This is a genomic window from Citrobacter sp. S-77 (genome assembly GCF_963864895.1).
Taxonomy (GTDB): domain Bacteria; phylum Pseudomonadota; class Gammaproteobacteria; order Enterobacterales; family Enterobacteriaceae; genus Citrobacter; species Citrobacter murliniae.
In genome coordinates this window covers 1697529-1714183 of the sequence record NZ_CAWLWU010000002.1, presented here as the reverse complement: position 1 = coordinate 1714183, position 16655 = coordinate 1697529, and the positions used below count along the sequence as shown (strand labels likewise).

Below are 16655 nucleotides of genomic sequence, written 5' to 3'. Positions count from 1 at the left end.
CAATGATTTTATCATCGATATCGCCAACCGGGATGGACAACTGCAATTGAATGTCACGGACAGAAAAACGGGGAAAACTTCGACTATCGAAGTGTCGGGTTTGCAAACACAGTCAACCGATTTCTAAGACTTAGCCACGAAAGGAAAAAATCATGCAGCGCTTACTTATTTTGGTTGCCATGTTTTTACTCAGCGGTTGCTTAACATCCCCACCCCAGGAAGCCGCTAAACCAACATTAATGCCTCGGGCCCAAAGCTATAAAGATTTAACGCATCTGCCAATGCCGACAGGTAAGATCTTTGTCTCAGTTTACAATATTCAGGATGAGACGGGTCAGTTTAAACCTTACCCGGCAAGTAACTTCTCAACCGCCGTCCCGCAAAGCGCCACGGCAATGTTGGTTACTGCACTGAAAGATTCGCGCTGGTTTATTCCGCTGGAACGCCAGGGATTGCAGAACTTACTGAATGAACGGAAAATCATACGTGCGGCACAAGAGAATGGCACTGTTGCCATTAATAACCGCATTCCACTCCAGTCGCTGACCGCTGCGAATATTATGGTAGAAGGGTCAATTATCGGTTATGAAAGTAACGTTAAATCGGGTGGTGTAGGTGCGCGCTATTTCGGTATTGGTGCAGATACTCAGTATCAACTCGATCAGATAGCGGTAAACCTGCGTGTAGTTAACGTCAGTACTGGTGAGATCCTTTCTTCGGTCAATACCAGCAAAACTATTCTGTCTTATGAAGTTCAGGCTGGGGTATTCCGCTTTATTGACTACCAGCGTCTTCTGGAAGGAGAAATTGGTTATACCTCTAACGAGCCGGTTATGCTTTGTCTGATGTCAGCCATTGAAACTGGTGTAATCTTCCTGATTAATGACGGGATTGATCGCGGGTTGTGGGATTTGCAGGATAAGAAACAAGTTGATAACGATATCCTGGTTAAATACCGCCATATGTCCGTGCCGCCGGAATCCTGATTATCGATATAACACAGGAAGCGTGAGGGAAACCTCACGCTTCTATTATTTACTGGTCAGCGATTGTGATATCCGATTTTCACGACGTGACGCCAGCCACAGACCACTGTTTTTCATTGCATAACCGAAAACAAGTCCTAACGCCAGAGAAGGCAAAACCAGTTGCCAGTTCCCCTGCCCTGCAAATGTTGCACATGCGCCGATAAAAGTACCTGGCACAAATGAAAGCAACCATTGTTTTGCCTGAATGCACATCAAAAACGCGACAATGCCGGTAATGACATAGCCGATGATGTCCATATGCGGAGCAAGCGCACTACCATTAATAATCACCAACGCCCACACCACACCACTTAGTAACGTGCATGCTGAAATCCCCAGCCCTTTCAGCCCGCCCTGCGGACAGGCGAAATAGGCCGTGCAACCGAGGAAGCCAGCCCAACTGAGTAAACCAAGAGAAACGGCCACCCATCCCCAGATCCCGGAGAGAATGCCCGTCGTGATTGCAATAGAGATAAGTATATTCATGCCGCTCATCTTAGCAGAAAAACGGCATATTAATGAGATCGTGCACACAATTTATGCAAGATGATAAATCAAGTTGCATAGCATAGTGATCTAAATCACATTTATTCTTCTGTATCTTCCTGCAACTCATCCCACATTGCGCCAATTGCATCGCGCGTCAGAGGTGCCATGGTACGCCAGAATGGCGAGCTCGCGTGTGCTTCAACCTTACCAAGGAAAGTGCCGCACCACGGAAGCAGATACTCAACAAACAGTGTTTCCAGCGCTTCACTTTCATCTTCAGCAGACTGGTCTTCCAGCCAGGAAGCAGCCAGCAACAGTGTGCCAATATGATCGGCTGGCGTATCGGCCAGCGGCATACCACGCGCAGATAGGAATGTGCGCACCTCAGATTCAGTTGCACCTTCTACCCAGGCGCTGCGATAAGGTGGTACCGCACACTCTTCACCAACAAACAACGCGTTATAATCTGCGGCCACTTGTGACATGTCGCAGCTTTTCTGTAGACGAGCCAGCAGCTCGTCTTGCTCCAGCGGCCAGTTTGCTGACAGTTTACCTTCACCGATCATGGTATACAGGGGAACCAGTAAAGGGTCCTGCGGTTGGCGGTAAAACAGCGAGCCCAGGACACGACACAGGATAGAAAACTCGTTCATCGATATATTCCAGTTAGTAACATTAAAGATCAGCAAATTCCGCGATTGGCTCCATGCCTCGCGATTCCAGAAACGCCAGTAAGCGTTTTGGCGATACGTTCAAGATTCGGTCTTCGGGGAAGTTTACGTCATCCAGAATCTTGCGACACTCGCCGAACTCCCCAAGGGTGAAAGCGGTGTGAGAATCCGAACCTAATGCAACCCACCCCCCGGCATCACGCACAGCCGCAGCAACCAAGCGACAATTGGCTTCACTGCCTTTACGCGAATGCAGAAATGAGGAGTTATTGATTTCCAGCGCAACATGGTACTTCGCTGCTGCCTGCGCAACTGCGGTAAAATCAATCGGGTATTTCGGGTTTCCGGGATGGCTGATCATGTGAACATGTCCGCTCGCCATCGCGGCAATCATGGCCTGAGTATTGGTGTCTTTATCATGCGGGGCAAAAACCGGCTCATGAAAACCAGCAATAATCAGATCCAGGGAGTCGAACATCGGACCGGAGCAGTCGATCTCCCCCTCAATATTCTTAATGTTCGCTTCAATACCGCGGAGAATTCCCACCCCGTCCACCATACGCGGCCAGATACGCATATTAATAAAGTGCCAGTGGTGTGGAGCATCTGCCATATCCGGCCCATGATCGGTGATTGCAAACAACTTAACGCCTTTGCGTTTGGCTTCAGCGATGTAGTCACTCAAGGTGCTGTAGGCGTGGGTACTGGCGACGGTATGCATATGCAGGTCAACGGGATACATAACTCTCTCCTGTAGTCATTTTTGGTCAAGGATAGCAGGAATCGACGCCATTAATACCCTAAATAATTCGAGTTGTAGGCAGGCGGCAAGGGTGTGACAAATTCGTCAGGAACGAATTTGGCCAGCCGGAGACTGGCCTACGGTAAGGGACAGAGATGTCCCTCTTAATCCCAATAAACATACTGTGGTCAGTAATTCGGGCGAGCAACCGTAGCTAACGCACATCCAGCCTGGAGTATGACGGGTATTTAAATCGAAACCCGGCCAGCGCCGGGTTGTTATCAGTACCCCCGAACGCGATCGACCTGACCTGTTACGGCTTCACCGTTCTCCAGATTCAAAATCGTGCGGGAAATATAATCCACCGCTTCTGCCGGACGTGTTACCGCAGCAATATGCGGCGTCATCGCCACACGTGGATGTTTCCACAATGGGCTATTCTCCGGTAGTGGTTCGCGGCTATAGACATCAAGCATAGCGCCCTTGAGTTTTCCGCTATTCAGCGACGCCAGAAGATCGTCTTCATTAAGATGAACTCCGCGCGCCAGGTTCAGTACATACGCGCCATCCTGCAATTGATCCAGCAGCCCGGCGTTAATAATTCCCACCGTTTCAGCCGTATTAGGCAGTAGGTTAATCAGCACCCGCGTTTGACTTAAAAACGCGCCTAACTCTTCAGTGCCGGCGAAGCTTTCCACAGCAGGCCAGGATTTACGAGTACGACTCCAGCAACGCAGTGGGAACCCCCATGATTGCAGACTCTCAGCGACTTTCGCCCCTAGCACCCCTGCTCCCATAATCCCGATCGAAAACTCCTCACGGGTATATTCCTGCAACGGCTGCCATTTTGCCTGAGTTTTGAGAGCCTGATAATCATCAAAGCGGCGAAACCAGTGCAACACCTGGCTAACGGCGTATTCCTGCATTTGCAGCCCCATGCCGGTATCTTCCAGACGGAACAACGGGATCGACTCGTCCAGCATTTCCGGATGGGCTTTCAGCTTGCTTAGAATGGAATCCACCCCCGCACCCAACGCAAATACGGCTTTTAACTTTCTTCCGGCCAACATTTCAACCGGTGGATGCCAGACAAGCGCATAGTCTGCATGCGCATGATCACCCGATTTCCACTCACGGACATTAGCGCCAGGGATTGCCTTAGCCAGCGCGTTCAGCCACCAGGCTGTATCAAATGTCGGGTGATAGAAAATTATTTCCATATTGCCTCCTGAATATTGTTGTGCGGAACTTTCTCGCACTTATTATCATCATTTCTTAAGGAAACATCAGAATAACAAATTTTAGTGTGCTGGCAAAAAAAGCAATTCCCGCTCACTTAAGCTTCATGTTGATTGAAGTTTGTGTAAATGAACGTTTTTTTCAAAAAGAAGATTGACGTCGGGGAGGCATTTCCCCTACATTAGCGCCCGTTCCGGTAACGCAGGAACAACAATATGGTGAGGTGTCCGAGTGGCTGAAGGAGCACGCCTGGAAAGTGTGTATACGGCAACGTATCCGGGGTTCGAATCCCCGCCTCACCGCCATATTTGAAGAAGAGCTCGTACGCAAGTACGGGCTTTTTTTTCGCCTGTGATCCGCCCTGAATAGCGTGGTATCGCTGCACCTTTGCCGCGATACCAACACACTCATCACCGGTTATCGAGTTGCACAAGCGCCAGCCCCAGTTGACTCAGAGCAGCGTAGAACCCAAAAGCGTCATATTTACAACAATTGGCTGAAAACTCCGGCAGCCATCGTAGTAACACTGATACGGTTTTTCTGCGTAATGCATTGATGCGCAGATGGTTAAGGTTCTCCTCCCCCAACGAAAAATGCAAATGACTCAGTAACTCGAGAAAAATAGCCAGATGATCGCCGGGTTCGTTAAAAGTCTCACTCGTCTGCATTCCCGCTTCAAACAACAGGTGTTTGATCTCGCTGTCACCCGACTCGCACTGCTCATAAACTGAGGCATATGGCAAAGCGGCCTGAGTATCCGACATAAGAAACAGGCCACAAAAGTCTGCGGCAAGTTCCAGTTGCCCCTCTTCACGTAGCTTAAGCGCGGCGATTTTTTCTTCCAGAATCGTCACCGGTTGATTCAACGACGGTTCGCGTTTTAACAGCGAATACCAGTCCTGCATGTCCGAGGCGTGAAGTTGCAGCAAACTTTCACTATCCAGTTCACGGGAGAACAGTCGCGCCAGCCACGCGTAAACGCAGGCAATTTGTTCCTCCGTCAGATGTTTTTGGCTATCCATTTATTTTACCTGCTGCGCTGGGACATACTCACATTGCGCCACCATTTCCAGTGGGCCATTGAATGCAGTCACGCGATCCACTTGACCATTGTATTTCTCGATCTCCACCAGCGTGGTATGCGCACTGGTTGCCTGAGCCAACTGAGAAGTACCGATATCCAGCGTTAAGACGTTAGGGTTACCGTATTTACACAGCGCATTGATCTCTCCACCTTTATCGGGATCGTACCAGGCGCCTTCATGGATACGGACCACGCCAGGCTTATAAAAATCAGAAACAACCGCACCGGCTAATACTTGTCCACGACCATTGAAGACCCTGACAATATCACCGTTTTGGATACCACGAGCTTGTGCATCCTGTGGGCTGATAAAAACAGGTTCTTTACCGCTAACAGCATAGTGCTGCCGCAACGTTTCCGATTCGCAGAGCTGCGAATGCAGGCGAAAATCCGGATGTACTGACTGTAAATGTAATGGCCAGCGCTGTGAGCCCGGCCCGCCATGTGAACGCTCGATTTTTTCGAACCACATCGGATAGCCCTGACAGTCGTCATAGTGCATTTCGGCAATCGTTTTAGAGTAAATTTCAATCAAACCACTCGGCGTTCCCAGCGGTTCAAGATCGGGATCTTCGCGAAATGCCTGGTGACGTACAAACATTTGCGGATGCTCGAACTCGATATACTCCTGTTGATTCCAGAACACATCAAATGCTGGTAAGTGGACACCGCGTCCTTTCCCCTGCTGGCTGCCTTCCTGCCAGATGCGCTTCAACCAGCCCATTTCATCCAGACCTTCGGTGAAAGCTTCCTCGCGGTTAAAACGACGGCAGAGATCGCGGAAAATATCAAAATCATTACGCGCTTCAAATTGCGGTGCTACCAGTTGTTTCATAGCAATAATTCCGCGATTGGAATGGTTGCCATATTGGTCAAGATCGTTACGTTCAAACTGGGTTGTCGCAGGCAAGACGATATCAGCAAAACGACATGTAGAAGTCCACTGGTTATCAATCGCAATGACTGTTTCCAGCTTGCGCCAGCCTTCCATGATCCGGTTGATCTGCTGATGGCGGTGGAACGGGTTGGTTCCCGCAAATACGCACATTTTTAGCGGCGGTAGTTTTACTGTTTTGCCGTTCCAGTTAATAGTTTTCCCTGGCTCCAGAATTGCGTCGATGAAACGCGCGATAGGGATAGTGCTGCTATATCCTTTGTAATCAGTGCTGTCATGCACTGGAGGCACCGTCGTCGAGCCGGAAAAACCGCTTAAAATAATACCTTTGCGACTGGGCGTTCCCGCACCATTATAGTGCCAGCCAAACCCAAAGCCTCCCCCTGGCAAACCAATTTGCCCCAGCATTGAAGCCAGTACCACCACCATCCACGCCCATTGCTCGCCATGCTGCATACGCTGTACGCACCACCCTGCAATAATCTGCGTTCTTCCTGAGGCCATTTGTCGTGCCAGAGCACGGATTGTTTCGGCATCAATACCACACAATTTCTCTGCCCACTGGGCATCTTTTGGCTGACCATCGCTCTCCCCCAGCAAATAAGGGAGAAACTGTTCAAAACCGACGCAATAGTTACTAATGAAATTTTTATCGTACAGATTTTCGGTATATAGCGTATGCGCCAACGCCAGCTGTAGCGGAACATCAGCCTGTGGATTGACGGCTATATGCTTAACCTTGTCGCGACCCAGGTAGTCATGCGTTGACGTCACTACCGGATCCACACTAATTACCGAGATCTCATCCCGTGCGACTTTCTCTTTCAGTTGCTCGTAATAACCATAAACATCATGATCCGGACACCACCAGTTGGCCTGCTGGTTTTTGATCAGATCGGCCCCCCACAACACGATGGTTTTGCTATTTTGCAGAACCAGCGGCCATGAAGTTTGCTGCTCGTAGACTTCCATGGATCCGACCACGCGCGGCAAAATCACCTGCGCCGCCCCGGTGGAGTAGTCTCCGCCGGTGCTGACGCTATTGCCATGCAGCGCAATGGCTCGGGCCAACATACCGGAGGCGTTATGGAACATACCCGTCGATTGCCAGCCGCTCGCCGTCAGCAGTGCACTGGGGCCGTAGGTTTTCTGGATACGCTCCAGTTCCTGATAAAAAAAGTCCAGCGCTTCATCCCATGAGACACGAACAAAACGGTTATCTCCACGTTGCGTAGTATCGCTTTGGTGGCGTTTACGCATCCAGTCCACGCGTACCATTGGATAACGAATGCGCGATGCACCATGAACATGGTCCGGCAGACCTGCAATCATTTTCGATGGATATCTGTCACGTTCAAAAGGTTTAACCGCAATAAATCGTCCATCTACGACCGTGGCGCGGATTGCCCCCCAGTGGGAGCCAGTAAGGATCCCCTCTTTTACCACAGCGCCTTGTTCACCCATGGCGGCCGCAGTTGCACTACGGGGAGTCAGTAACGAAGGCCCTAACATACCAGCAACGGTCATTCCCCCCAGTTGCAGAAGAAAGCGCCGACGTGATACCTGCAATGTGTCTTTACTTTTCATTGTTCTCTCCCTTATCACTATGGGGCTTATCCGTGGTGTCTGACGCGTTCAACTGGAGATATTTCAACAAGGTACGTTCTTCTCGTTTATCCAGACTGGTAAAGCCAATCATGCCATTGAGCGTGCCAATCCAGCCGTTCGCATCAAAGTGCGATTTTTCCGGCGCGCCGTGGCACTGGTTACAGGTACCGTTATATAGCGAGTCGGCATAAGCCCAGATCGGCTTGATGTCATTCACCATGTCGCTCTTTTGCATCCACGCAGTGGCCTGCAACTTACTCCACTCAGTGTTAGTCGCCGCGACGGTGGTTTTTTCCAGCGTTTTCACATGTTGCTGAACATCGCCACGGATGGATGCCACAAAAATTCGCTTACCTGGAAGTTGAGTCAGAACGCGTTGACGTCCCTGGCTTTCCGTCCAGCCGGTAATTTGTACCTGCAGCCATTCACCGTCACGTTTCAACACCGTCACTTCTGAAGCTGGCAGTAACGAGCCTGCAGGTTCTTTATCACCTTTAGACGCATAAATAGGTTTGATATCAAGAGAGTACAGAGTATCGCCGTCGCTGTTAGCATTGGCGCGTAATTCATCAAATTGCTTGCGGAAACCGCTGCTCATATCAGGTAACTGGTGGGCAATACCTTTATGACAGTCAATACAGGATTGGTTGTCTTTGGCGGCAATTTTCATCTGACGTGCGGCTTCAGGATGTTGCTTAGCATGATCCATCGCATCATAGTTATGGCAGGAGCGGCAGGTTGAGGAGTTATTTTCCTTCATCCTCGCCCACTCCCTTTCCGCCAGCTCAGCACGCTTGGCTTCGAATTTTTCAGGTGTGTCAATCGAGTGAGCGATAAACGTCTGGTAAATATCGTTGCTGGCTTCAAGTTTACGTTTCACCATCCCGGGAATATCCGATGGAATATGACAGTCGTGACATTCAGCGCGAACCCCGGAGGCATTCTGGAAATGCGCCGACTGCTTATATTCCTGATAGACCGGCTGCATACTGTGGCAACTGACACAAAACTCTGTCGAACTGGTTAACTTGATTCCAACGTGTGGGAGTACAATCAGTGCGATACCGATCAGTATCCCAACAATCACCAGCGCCAGTATTGACCAGCGCGCACTTGGCCTGAGTAACGCTCTCCATAGTCTCCGCATAATAGCCCCTGTAAATATATGGTTTAGTTACGGGAGATCTTATTCAGCAAATGTGAACAGCGACACTGGTCAGGATGAACGACTTACTGCAAAATATGAACGAATATGAACAGAGAGACAGAACACAGGATGTCACATCACATTGTCATTGTTGAAGATGAGCCAGTGACCCAGGCACGACTGCAGGCTTATTTTGAGCAGGAAGGTTATCAAGTCTCGGCTGTTGCTAGCGGCGCTGGTCTGCGCGACATTATGGACCAACAGTCTGTTGATCTTGTCCTGCTGGATATTAATCTTCCGGATGAAAATGGTTTGATGCTGACCCGATCGCTACGAGAGCGCTCAACGGTTGGGATCATTCTCGTAACGGGACGATGCGATCAAATTGACCGAATTGTCGGACTGGAGATGGGTGCCGATGATTATGTGACCAAACCGCTGGAATTGCGCGAACTCGTCGTGCGGGTGAAAAACCTGCTCTGGCGCATCGATCTTGCCCGCCAGGCACAACCTGCTGCGAAAGATAATTGCTACCAATTTGCGGGATACTGTCTGAATGTTTCTCGCCACACGCTGGAAAAAGAAGAGGAAACGATTAAGCTCACCCGCGCTGAGTACGAAATGCTGGTGGCATTTGTGACTAATCCGGGTGAAATCCTCAGCCGCGAAAGGCTACTCCGCATGCTTACGGCACGCAGAGTGGAAGACCCCGATCTGCGTACCGTCGATGTGTTGATCCGTCGTTTGCGCCATAAACTGAGTCCCGACCTGTTCGTTACCCAGCATGGCGAAGGCTATTTTTTAGCCTCCGACGTATGCTGATACAAATATACTGGCCGGAATCCCCCCGGAGATAGCGAGCTACGGCTATGTTTGCTGTCCGCATTTTCTGGGGTCAGTACTAAAATCGGCGGGCTGACGTTATCGGGAACGTTACGTCCCTGCAATACATTGATCGCTTGTTCGACCGCCAGTTGACCTTGCCAAACCATTTGGTCACTGGCAGCCATCAGTACCCGTCCACGCTTGAGACCGCGATAAACCTGATGTGACAGGTAAAATGAGACCACCGTGAGAGGGGTCGCCAGATTGCGTCTTTCCCCCATTGCCGCTTCCGCTGCAATGGCCGTCCCGGCAACCACATCAATATCCGGATGGCGTTCCAGCATCTCCTGCAACAGATTGCGCTGTACTTCTATATCATTGTCCCCAAGGGCGACATCCACAATTTGCACCTGGCTTCCGGCGATCGCATCGCGGAACCCGGCGACCATTTCCCTACTGCCTCCGGCATCATCAGGTCCTGGCATTAAAAGCAACTTCAGTGGTTTTCCCCCACTCCACTTCACCAGGTAACGACCCGGTTGATAGCCCATTTGAAACCAGGGAACCCCGACTCGCGTTCGGGTTGTCGCGTCATGAATGGCATTCACCACCTCAATAACCGGCAACGTGCCGACCTGTTTTTTGAGATCAGGAAATGATGTGGTGCTGCTGCCTAGTAAAATGGCATCTGCGCCCCACTCTTTACACTGGGCAATTTGCGTTTTCTGCGTCGAAAGCTGCCGATACCCTCCAGCTTCCTGCACTTTCAGGCTGACGCCGTAACGCCGTGCCGCTTGTTGCATGCCGTAGTTAACCGAGAGCCAATAGGAATCTTTGAGACTAGGGTAGAGCGCACAAAGTTTCCAGACCTGATGCGCTGTGACCGTTTCCTGCTGCTGAGGGGAAAAGTGTTGCTCGTCGTGCCAACGGATCAGAGACTCTCCTGCTCCGGCCGCCAGACCTTGTACAGAAAAGAAAGTCATCACCCAAAAAACGCATGCTCGCATGATAGCCTCATTATCAATAAGGCTTTATCCTAGTTGCTTTCCGCTTTTGGACTCAACCTTTTTAATCTGTGGCGACACTCCGTGAATTTATCTCTGACCAGAAGACTGTGGATGGGCTTCGCGCTGATGGCGGCACTGACCCTCATGAGTACACTTGTAGGTTGGTACAGTCTGCGTTTTGTCAGCCAGGTTGAGCAAGCCAATACACAAGAACTAATCCCGACAATGAACATGGCGCGTCAATTGAGCGAAGCCAGTGCCTGGGAGCTTTTTTCCGCGCAGAACCTGACCATCGCCGACAGTGAAAATATGTGGCTGGCACAGGGCCGAATGTTAACAGCACAAAGTCTCAAAATTACCGCATTGCTTAAAACGCTACGTCAGCAAGGTTTTGACACCACGGCGATAGAGCTGCAGGAGCAGGAAATCGCACAGTCGTTAAGTCAGCAGGGAGAGTTGGTTGGACAACGGCTGAGACTCCGCGATCAGCAGCAACAACTCAGTCAACGTATTGTCACCGCCGCAGGCGATATCGCTGAAATGGCTCACGGTCAGGCGAATAATGCGGCGACTTCCGCAGGTGCTACACAAGCGGGAATATATGATTTGATTGAAAATAATCAGCGTCGGGAGGCTGAACAGGCACTGGATCGTCTCATTGATACCGATCTGGAATACGTTAATCAGATGAACGAGGTGCGTCTGAGCGCACTACGCGTGCAACAAATGATTATGAATCTGAGTGCCGATCAGGCGCAATATAACGCCGCAGCGATGGATAACCGATTGAATGCCGCAGTCAGAATTCTGCATCGTCGACAAATACGCATTGAAGATCCAGTGGTGCGCGAACAGGTTGCGGAGTCAGTGAATACGGTAGGGCGTTATGTCGAGCTGCTGGCGCTATACCAGCAGGATAATGACATCAGCACCCGGCTACAGATCCTGTCGCAGAATAACATTTATCAGTTTACCCGTTTCAGCAGTGAAGTCAGCCAGTTAGTCAACACTATCGAAGAACGTAACCGTGCTGGGTTAACTTCACTGAAACAAGCCAGCGAGCGCGGACAAACCTGGCTGCTGTTGCTCGGCGCTGTTTCGCTGATATCGCTGATCCTAATCCTTTGGCGCGTGGTTTACCGTTCAGTGACGCGCCCTCTGGCCCAGCAAACACAGGCATTGCAGCAACTGCTTGAAGGTAACATTGACTCCCCCTTTCCAGAAACCGCAGGCGTACGGGAACTGGATACTATTGGACGTTTAATGGATGCGTTTCGTGCCAGCGTCCACGCCCTCAATAATCATCGGCAACAGTTGGCTACGCAGGTAAAATCGCGTACCGCCGAGCTTCACGCGCTGGTCATTGAACACCGTCAGGCGCGGGCTGAAGCTGAAAAAGCAAATCAGGCAAAATCAGCATTTCTTGCGGCAATGAGCCATGAAATACGCACCCCACTTTACGGGATCCTCGGCACTGCGCAGTTGCTTTCAGAAAACCAGGCGCTGGCTCAACATCAGGAAAACCTGCGTGCAATCACCGATTCCGGCGAATCGCTACTGACTATTCTCAACGATATTCTGGATTACTCAGCAATTGAGGCCGGTGGAAAGAATGTCTCTGTTAGTGATGAGCCCTTTGAGCCCAGACCTTTGCTGGAAAGTACACTCCAGTTGATGAACAGTCGCATCAACGGGCGGCCGGTTACGCTTGTTGCGGACTTTTCCAGCGCTCTCCCCCTCGCATTACAGGGCGATCCTCGCCGTATTCGTCAGATAATCACTAATTTATTAAGCAATGCACTGCGATTTACCGATCGTGGTCTTATTACGCTACGCAGCTTCACTGAAGGTGAACAGTGGTGTATCGAGGTTGAGGATACGGGCAGTGGTATCGAAGCCTCTCGCCTGGCTGACATTTTTAAGCCCTTTGTTCAGGTAAGCGGCAAACGTGGCGGGACAGGACTGGGGTTAACGATCAGTAGCAGCCTTGCACAGGCTATGGGTGGTGAACTGACCGTGACCAGCACACCTGGTGTTGGGAGTTGCTTTCAGTTGCGACTTCCTTTACGTCCCGCTTCGCGCCCTACCCCTAAATGTCCCCATCGCCCGGTCAATTTACAGGGGATACGTTTACTGTTGATTGAGGACAATCCCCTCACCCAGCGTATTACCGTGGAGATGTTAACCACCAGCGGAGCCCTGGTGATGGTAGCAAGTTGTGCCGCCGACGCACTACATGTCCTGCAAGGTAATGAGCACTATGATGCCGTGCTGGTTGATTTTGATCTCCCGGATACCGACGGTATTACGCTCGCCCAACAACTGACACAGATTTATCCAACCCTGCCTCTGATTGGGTTCAGCGCTCACGTGATTGATGAGACCCTAAGCCGTCGTACCAGTACGTTGTTTCGCGGTATTATTCAAAAACCGGTGCCGCGAGACGCCCTGGGTCAACTCATCACACACTATATTTCAGGTTCAGAATCCCCTTACGTCGCTGAACCACTTAGCGAGTGTCTTCTGGATACGCATCAATTATCAGAAGATGCTCGCATCATGGGACATAGCAAAATTGGTGAATGGCTGCGTTTATTTACCCAACATACACTGCCTTTACTCGACGAAATTGATACCGCTCGCTCGCAAAAAGACGTTGAGAAGATCAGACGTCTTGCACACCAGTTAAAAAGTAGCTGCGCCAGCATGGGGATGGTTACCGCCCGCCGCGCATGCGAGGCTGTTGAACAACATCCGGAAGATAACTGCGCCCTCAGAGAAGAGATATTAAAAGGCCTGCGTGCAGTTGCATCCTGGCTGGAGAACGAAATGAAATAATCAAAATGGGCCAGGGGAAACGGCTTCCATCTGTACACAACCGTTAACAGAATATCTTTCAGCCGGGCCAACAAATCTATTCTGTCCTTAGTCAACCACATGCTAACGTAATCTCCCCTCCAGGATTATGGATAATAAAATGAGCGTTATTGGTGTTGTCGTTTTAACTTATATAAAACCGTTAAATGAAGTCGATAATTTACTTCCCGCGCATGTGGAATGGCTGAAAAAAGGGTACGCAAAGGGTTTATTCCTCGCCTCAGGACGCAAAATCCCGCGCTCAGGAGGCGTAATACTGGCAAAATGCGATGATGAAGAAGCGTTAAAAAGTTATCTCAGCCAGGATCCCTTTCAACAATCAGGGGTTGTAAAAGTCGAGCTGATCCCTTTTGAAGCAACAATGATGGCTGCTGAGCTAAAAGATATTCTGTAAGCGTAATAAAAACAAAGCCCGGTTTCCCGGGCCTTGAAGACGAAGAACATATCAGTTGTAAGCATTAAGCGTCCGCTGACAGAGCGCCGAACGAACGCAATCATCTTTATTGAAACGAACGATCCCAATCATCTCATCTTCTTCGAAGCGGGCCAGCGCATCGCTTAACCCGGATCGAACATGCGCCGGTAAGTCACACTGGGTAACATCCCCGTTCACAATTACCGTCACATTCTCTCCAAGGCGAGTTAAAAACATTTTCATTTGCGCAGCAGTCACATTCTGAGCCTCGTCGAGAATAACAACTGCATTTTCAAAGGTACGTCCGCGCATATAAGCGAACGGCGCGATTTCCACCTTACCAATCTCAGGTCGCAGGCAATATTGCATGAAGGAGGCTCCCAGTCGTTTTACCAGCACGTCGTACACGGGTCGAAAATAGGGAGCAAACTTCTCGGAAACATCTCCAGGTAAGAAGCCGAGATCTTCATCAGCTTGCAGAACTGGACGGGTTACAATGATCCGGTCCACATCTTTGTGGATCAGGGCCTCTGCTGCTTTTGCCGCGCTGATCCAGGTTTTACCACACCCGGCTTCACCCGTGGCGAAGATCAGCTGTTTACTCTCGATAGCATTCAGGTACTGCGCCTGAGCTTCATTTCGCGCCATGATAGGTGTGGCGTCGCGACTGTCACGCGCCATACCGATCGCTTCTACGCCGCCCATCTGCACAAGCGAGGTGACCGATTCATCTTCACGTTGCTTATGGCTACGCGAATCCCGTCTCAGCACACGTTTTGCTTCACGACGAGCTTTGATCACTGCTTTTTGTCTTCCCATGGATAGCACCTTGAGTTGTAGGTATACATCACACGCACCGCTTGCGGCACGATTATGCGCACGAACATCTGAGGTTTGGCTTCCTTGTAAGCCATTGCTTGCCTTCGAATAAGACACCACGCACGGCTACGCGCACCGTACAGGGCGTCGGTAACAAGGATAAGATATGGAAGGGAGAGGAATTTAGCGGTGACGAGATGGCTGGCGGAAGAGAAACGTCCGCATAACATGGTATTGCTGCTGTGAAAAGCGAGTCCATTACAGGACATTACCATTCGCGATCTCCATAGTGAATGACCATCACCGCCGGGAACTACCGCTGTTACCTATAATTACAACAGAATTTATTGTCAGCGCAACAATATTTTTACTTATTGTTAACTAAATTACATCCTGCCGCTGAGAACAGTCTCTTACAGAGAGATGACAAAATTATTTCAACGCTGCAGACATCACGAAAAATAATTGGTCCATTCATCAAGTTGTCAGGAAATACCCCGCGGGAGTGCGGGGCTCAGGTTTCAGGCCTCAAGAAGAGATTGCCCAAGATAACGATCAGGGTCTTTGACACCAGGCAAGGCAAAGAAATATCCACCACCAATCGGCTTCACATACTCTTCCAGCGCTTCACCATTCAGGCGTTTCTGCACGGTCAAAAAACCTTTTTCCAGATCGTGCTGATAGCAAACAAACAGTAAACCCATATCCAGTTGACCAGAATTGGTGACGCCAAGCGAATAGCTGTAACCACGACGCATCATCAGGCTGGACTCCGACTCCCGAGTTCGCGGGTTTGCCAGACGGATGTGGCTGTCGAGCGCAATCACCTCACCTTCAGGATCGCTGGCGTAGTCAGGTACATCGTGCTCGTGCTGCATACCTAATGGTGCACCAGTCTGTTTGTCTCGCCCGAAAATAGTCTGTTGCTCTTTAAGCGGTGTACGATCCCAGAACTCAACGCGAAACTGAATAAGCCTTACCGCCTGATAACTCCCGCCTTCCGCCCATTTCGGCTCGTCTTGATCGGACGTCACCCACACCACATTTTGCATCAGCTTTTTATCTGTGCCATCCGGGTTAGCGGTCCCGTCTTTAAAACCAAGCAGATTGACTGGTGTCTCTTTGCCTTTACTGCGTGCAGCATGATCAGAGATAAACCCTTCGCGCTTCCAGCGAACGCTGAGGAGATCCGGTGTGTGCTTAATGATATCGCGCAGCGCATGTATGACGGTGTCTTGCGTGTTGGCGCAAATCTGTAACAACAAATCGCCATGACACAACGCTGCATCCAGCGAATCATTCGGAAAGCGCGTCATTTTTTGCAGTTTTTTCGGCATGCTGGTGCTAAGACCATAGCGCTCGTCGAACAGCGAATGCCCCACCGACAGCGTCATCGTCAGGTTATCCGGCGCAATGTAGGCACCGAGAATGCCGGAATCCATTGGCGGTAAACGCGGGTTTGGCGTCTCGGGCGCGGGCCCGCCGGTCGTCAGGAACGCAAAACGACGGGTCAGTAACCGGAACAGACGCTCAAGGTCAGCTTTATCGCTGGCGAGAACATCAAACGCCACCAGCATCATGGATGCCTGCTGTGGCGTCAGGATCCCAGCCTGATGCGGGCCATAAAATGGCTGTGCTTCACCGCGAGCATCCGGCGATAGCGTTCCCGGCGCACTCTGCGGTTTTTGCGCATGCGCAACCGGGCAGCCGCCAGCCAGTGCCAGTGCGCCACCCAGCGCGCCCATCCCTTTCAGTAAACGTCGGCGCGACGGCTCGCTCACGCCGTTTTCATTATCATGCTGCATGATG

General features: G+C 50.6%; 15 protein-coding genes and 1 tRNA gene. 6 read left to right on the top strand and 10 right to left on the bottom strand.

Annotation, left to right across the window (positions count from 1 at the left end; all coding sequences use genetic code 11):
- The first annotated feature begins 10 nt into the window (after positions 1–10).
- Both AACS05_RS08755 and csgG read left to right on the top strand, forming a co-directional pair.
- Positions 11–127, top strand: a complete 117-nt coding sequence (locus AACS05_RS08755; RefSeq protein ID WP_404842377.1) for a curli assembly protein CsgF — start codon at positions 11–13, stop codon at positions 125–127.
- Positions 128–152: 25 nt separating this feature from the next.
- On the top strand, positions 153–986 hold the full coding sequence (gene csgG / locus AACS05_RS08750; RefSeq protein ID WP_045441566.1) for a curli production assembly/transport protein CsgG: 834 nt from the start codon (positions 153–155) through the stop codon (positions 984–986).
- A gap of 45 nt (positions 987–1031) precedes the next feature.
- Here the strand turns inward: csgG and AACS05_RS08745 are convergent, their stop codons facing one another.
- From AACS05_RS08745 to ghrA, 4 genes are all read right to left on the bottom strand, one after another.
- Positions 1032–1514 carry a DUF1097 domain-containing protein gene (locus AACS05_RS08745; RefSeq protein ID WP_045441564.1) on the bottom strand — a complete coding sequence of 161 codons (483 nt, stop codon included), beginning with the start codon at positions 1512–1514 and terminating at the stop codon, positions 1032–1034.
- Positions 1515–1615: 101 nt separating this feature from the next.
- On the bottom strand, positions 1616–2170 hold the full coding sequence (locus tag AACS05_RS08740) for a TorD/DmsD family molecular chaperone (RefSeq protein WP_045441562.1): 555 nt from the start codon (positions 2168–2170) through the stop codon (positions 1616–1618).
- Positions 2171–2192: 22 nt separating this feature from the next.
- Positions 2193–2930 (bottom strand): phosphatase, encoded by a 738-nt coding sequence (locus AACS05_RS08735; RefSeq protein ID WP_045441550.1) that lies wholly within the window; start codon positions 2928–2930, stop codon positions 2193–2195.
- A gap of 281 nt (positions 2931–3211) precedes the next feature.
- A complete protein-coding gene (gene ghrA, locus AACS05_RS08730; RefSeq protein ID WP_045441547.1) occupies positions 3212–4150 on the bottom strand; it encodes a glyoxylate/hydroxypyruvate reductase GhrA in 939 nt (312 codons plus the stop codon).
- 236 nt (positions 4151–4386) lie between these two features.
- Here ghrA and AACS05_RS08725 point away from each other — a divergent pair.
- Positions 4387–4474, top strand: a tRNA-Ser gene (locus AACS05_RS08725).
- Positions 4475–4579: 105 nt separating this feature from the next.
- On the opposite strand, the gene torD is transcribed toward AACS05_RS08725, so the two are convergent.
- The 3 genes from torD to torC are packed head-to-tail and all read right to left on the bottom strand — an operon-like array spanning position 4580 to position 8903.
- Positions 4580–5191 carry a molecular chaperone TorD gene (gene torD / locus AACS05_RS08720; RefSeq protein ID WP_045441544.1) on the bottom strand — a complete coding sequence of 204 codons (612 nt, stop codon included), beginning with the start codon at positions 5189–5191 and terminating at the stop codon, positions 4580–4582.
- Positions 5192–7735: a trimethylamine-N-oxide reductase TorA gene (gene torA, locus AACS05_RS08715; protein WP_045441541.1), complete on the bottom strand. Its 2544-nt coding sequence runs from the start codon at positions 7733–7735 to the stop codon at positions 5192–5194.
- The gene (torC, locus tag AACS05_RS08710; protein ID WP_045441538.1) at positions 7725–8903 is read right to left on the bottom strand and encodes a pentaheme c-type cytochrome TorC; all 1179 of its coding nucleotides are present in this window, start codon (positions 8901–8903) and stop codon (positions 7725–7727) included. The genes torA and torC overlap by 11 nt, the downstream gene beginning before the upstream one ends.
- A gap of 129 nt (positions 8904–9032) precedes the next feature.
- Here torC and torR point away from each other — a divergent pair, with 129 nt between their 5' ends.
- Positions 9033–9725: a two-component system response regulator TorR gene (torR, locus tag AACS05_RS08705; RefSeq protein WP_045441535.1), complete on the top strand. Its 693-nt coding sequence runs from the start codon at positions 9033–9035 to the stop codon at positions 9723–9725.
- Here the strand turns inward: torR and torT are convergent.
- Positions 9698–10711, bottom strand: a complete 1014-nt coding sequence (torT, locus tag AACS05_RS08700; protein WP_370637139.1) for a TMAO reductase system periplasmic protein TorT — start codon at positions 10709–10711, stop codon at positions 9698–9700. The genes torR and torT overlap by 28 nt on opposite strands.
- A 105-nt stretch (positions 10712–10816) precedes the next feature.
- Between torT and torS the strand changes: the two genes are divergently transcribed.
- Both torS and AACS05_RS08690 read left to right on the top strand, forming a co-directional pair.
- Complete coding sequence (torS, locus tag AACS05_RS08695; protein ID WP_071828914.1) at positions 10817–13573, top strand: TMAO reductase system sensor histidine kinase/response regulator TorS; 2757 nt, start codon at positions 10817–10819, stop codon at positions 13571–13573.
- A gap of 139 nt (positions 13574–13712) precedes the next feature.
- Positions 13713–14006, top strand: coding sequence for a YciI family protein (locus AACS05_RS08690; protein ID WP_045449557.1), 294 nt, complete (start codon positions 13713–13715; stop codon positions 14004–14006).
- A gap of 51 nt (positions 14007–14057) precedes the next feature.
- Here AACS05_RS08690 and phoH read toward each other — a convergent pair whose 3' ends face one another.
- Entirely contained in the window at positions 14058–14846 is a 789-nt protein-coding gene (phoH, locus tag AACS05_RS08685; RefSeq protein WP_045441531.1) for a phosphate starvation-inducible protein PhoH, read from the bottom strand.
- Positions 14847–15367: 521 nt separating this feature from the next.
- A complete protein-coding gene (efeB, locus tag AACS05_RS08680) occupies positions 15368–16651 on the bottom strand; it encodes an iron uptake transporter deferrochelatase/peroxidase subunit (RefSeq protein ID WP_045441526.1) in 1284 nt (427 codons plus the stop codon).
- Positions 16652–16655: the final 4 nt, after the last annotated feature.

Bases quoted from the DNA above. Each gene is read 5' to 3' on its own strand.
- csgG (WP_045441566.1), top strand. From the start codon at position 153: ATGCAGCGCTTACTTATTTTGGTTGCCATGTTTTTACTCAGCGGTTGC.
- torA (WP_045441541.1), bottom strand. From the start codon at position 7,735: ATGAAAAGTAAAGACACATTGCAGGTATCACGTCGGCGCTTTCTTCTG.
- ghrA (WP_045441547.1), bottom strand. From the start codon at position 4,150: ATGGAAATAATTTTCTATCACCCGACATTTGATACAGCCTGGTGGCTG.
- torD (WP_045441544.1), bottom strand. From the start codon at position 5,191: ATGGATAGCCAAAAACATCTGACGGAGGAACAAATTGCCTGCGTTTAC.
- torC (WP_045441538.1), bottom strand. From the start codon at position 8,903: ATGCGGAGACTATGGAGAGCGTTACTCAGGCCAAGTGCGCGCTGGTCA.
- torR (WP_045441535.1), top strand. From the start codon at position 9,033: ATGTCACATCACATTGTCATTGTTGAAGATGAGCCAGTGACCCAGGCA.
- phoH (WP_045441531.1), bottom strand. From the start codon at position 14,846: ATGGGAAGACAAAAAGCAGTGATCAAAGCTCGTCGTGAAGCAAAACGT.
- torT (WP_370637139.1), bottom strand. From the start codon at position 10,711: ATGACTTTCTTTTCTGTACAAGGTCTGGCGGCCGGAGCAGGAGAGTCT.
- AACS05_RS08745 (WP_045441564.1), bottom strand. From the start codon at position 1,514: ATGAATATACTTATCTCTATTGCAATCACGACGGGCATTCTCTCCGGG.
- AACS05_RS08735 (WP_045441550.1), bottom strand. From the start codon at position 2,930: ATGTATCCCGTTGACCTGCATATGCATACCGTCGCCAGTACCCACGCC.
- AACS05_RS08740 (WP_045441562.1), bottom strand. From the start codon at position 2,170: ATGAACGAGTTTTCTATCCTGTGTCGTGTCCTGGGCTCGCTGTTTTAC.
- AACS05_RS08690 (WP_045449557.1), top strand. From the start codon at position 13,713: ATGAGCGTTATTGGTGTTGTCGTTTTAACTTATATAAAACCGTTAAAT.
- efeB (WP_045441526.1), bottom strand. From the start codon at position 16,651: ATGCAGCATGATAATGAAAACGGCGTGAGCGAGCCGTCGCGCCGACGT.